This is a genomic window from Caballeronia sp. RCC_10 (genome assembly GCF_041360715.1).
GTDB classification, from domain to species: Bacteria; Pseudomonadota; Gammaproteobacteria; order Burkholderiales; family Burkholderiaceae; genus Caballeronia; species Caballeronia grimmiae.
Genome location: NZ_JBFUPT010000098.1, coordinates 1 through 1,556, shown reverse-complemented (window position 1 = coordinate 1,556; position 1,556 = coordinate 1). Strand labels below are relative to the sequence as shown.

The window sequence follows — 1,556 nt, the reverse complement described above, 5'->3', positions numbered from 1 at the left end:
TGGTGGGCCGACGGCATCCATACGCAGGCCCGCGCGGAGGATTCGGACGGGCAGTGCCTGCTGGTGATCATCGGCGTGAAACCGGACGGCTGCAAGGAGCGAGTGGCGCTCAGCGACGGCTATCGCGAATCGAAGGAATCCTGGAAAGAGCTGCTGCTCGATCTGAAGAAACGAGGTCTGCAGGCGCCGCCGCTGCTCGCAGTCGGCGATGGCGCGATGGGGCTGTGGGCAGCGCTTGAAGAAGTGTTTCCCCAGACACAGCACCAGCGCTGCTGGTTCCATTACGCCGATGTCCGGATTATGCCGAAGTCCGGCTGCAATACCAGGCTGCTGGCGGCGAACGCACTTTAGGTATCGGCATAATCAAAGCGACTCCAGAAAGGCGAGAAGCGTATGCGAGGGGCGATACCGGCCGGGCTGGGTGTTAGGCATGCGAACCCGGGCGAGAGCTTGCTCCTTGATTCCCAGATGCGCGTGTAGATAGATCGTGGTGGTGTCGACATGTTCATGGCCGAGCCATAGAGCGATCACCGTGGGATCGACGCCCGCTTCCAGAAGCCTCATTGCAGAGGTATGCCTCAACACATGTGCAGTTACTTTCTTCGTTGTCAAAGTCGGACAGGCGACAGATGCTGTAGATGCATGGAGTGCAATGCGGCGCTCGATCGCGTCTCGGCTGAGTGGTTTGCCGGTGCGTGTTGGAAACAGCTGCGCGGGCGGATTGACGTTACACTCGGCGAGCCACGTGCGCAGCACGTTGACGACAGGGACTGTCAATGGCGTGATGCGATCCTTTCGACCCTTGCCGTGACAGGCGAGATGCGCACCAGCGCCGAGGTGAACGTCGCTTTGCCGCAGACCGATCAACTCGGAGATCCGCAATCCGGTTTGCACTGCGACCAGTAGCAACGCATAGTCGCGTCGCCCTGACCACGACGTTCGATCTGGCGCAGCAAGGAGCGCTTGCACTTCCGGCTCGGTGAGAAAGGTAACGATCGTGCGCTCGAAACGCTTCGGTAGTATCGCCAGCACGCGAGCAATGGTGGCTGCGAATTCAGGGTGCCGTAATGCCGCGTAGCGGAACAGCGAATGGATGGCGGCGAGCCGGGCGTTACGAGTACGCACGCTGTTATTCCGATCTTGTTCTAGATGGTCCAGGAAGGCACAGACCAGCGAGACGTCAAGGTCAGCAAAGTCGAGTGCCGATGGCGATTTGCTTGTTCGCGTCGCGGCGAAGCGAAGCAACAATCGCCATGTATCGCGATATGCCGAAATCGTACACGGGCTCGCGTGACGCTCCCGCAGGAGTCGGTCTGAGAAGAACGCTTGCAGGGTGATGGCCAGTGCGCTCATGCTTGTTCTCCCGGCGGACGCTCCAGACGCTCGGCCGCCTTAATGAGCAGTTCTGGAGCTGCTGACAGATACCAGTAACTCGTCGCTGGATTGACATGGCCAAGATAGGTTGAAAGCAGCGTGAGATGAAGCGCACCGGGAACCTCGGAGACCGTTTTGCTGGAGTTAAGCAGCCATCGGCACTCCAGCGAGTTGCTCATAGT

1 protein-coding gene and 2 pseudogenes are annotated in these 1,556 nt (G+C 59.6%); 1 reads left to right on the top strand and 2 read right to left on the bottom strand.

Translation table 11 applies throughout. The features are described from left to right. Positions 1–282 (top strand): annotated as a pseudogene (locus AB6804_RS31780) (transposase); the annotation flags it as partial. Between the two features lie 81 nt (positions 283–363). Here AB6804_RS31780 and AB6804_RS31775 read toward each other — a convergent pair. Together AB6804_RS31775 and AB6804_RS31770 are read right to left on the bottom strand one after the other, a co-directional pair. Continuing rightward, on the bottom strand, positions 364–1,353 hold the full coding sequence (locus tag AB6804_RS31775; RefSeq protein WP_370889822.1) for a tyrosine-type recombinase/integrase: 990 nt from the start codon (positions 1,351–1,353) through the stop codon (positions 364–366). Further along, positions 1,350–1,556: pseudogene (locus AB6804_RS31770) on the bottom strand (hypothetical protein); the annotation flags it as partial. The gene AB6804_RS31775 and the pseudogene AB6804_RS31770, both read right to left, overlap by 4 nt.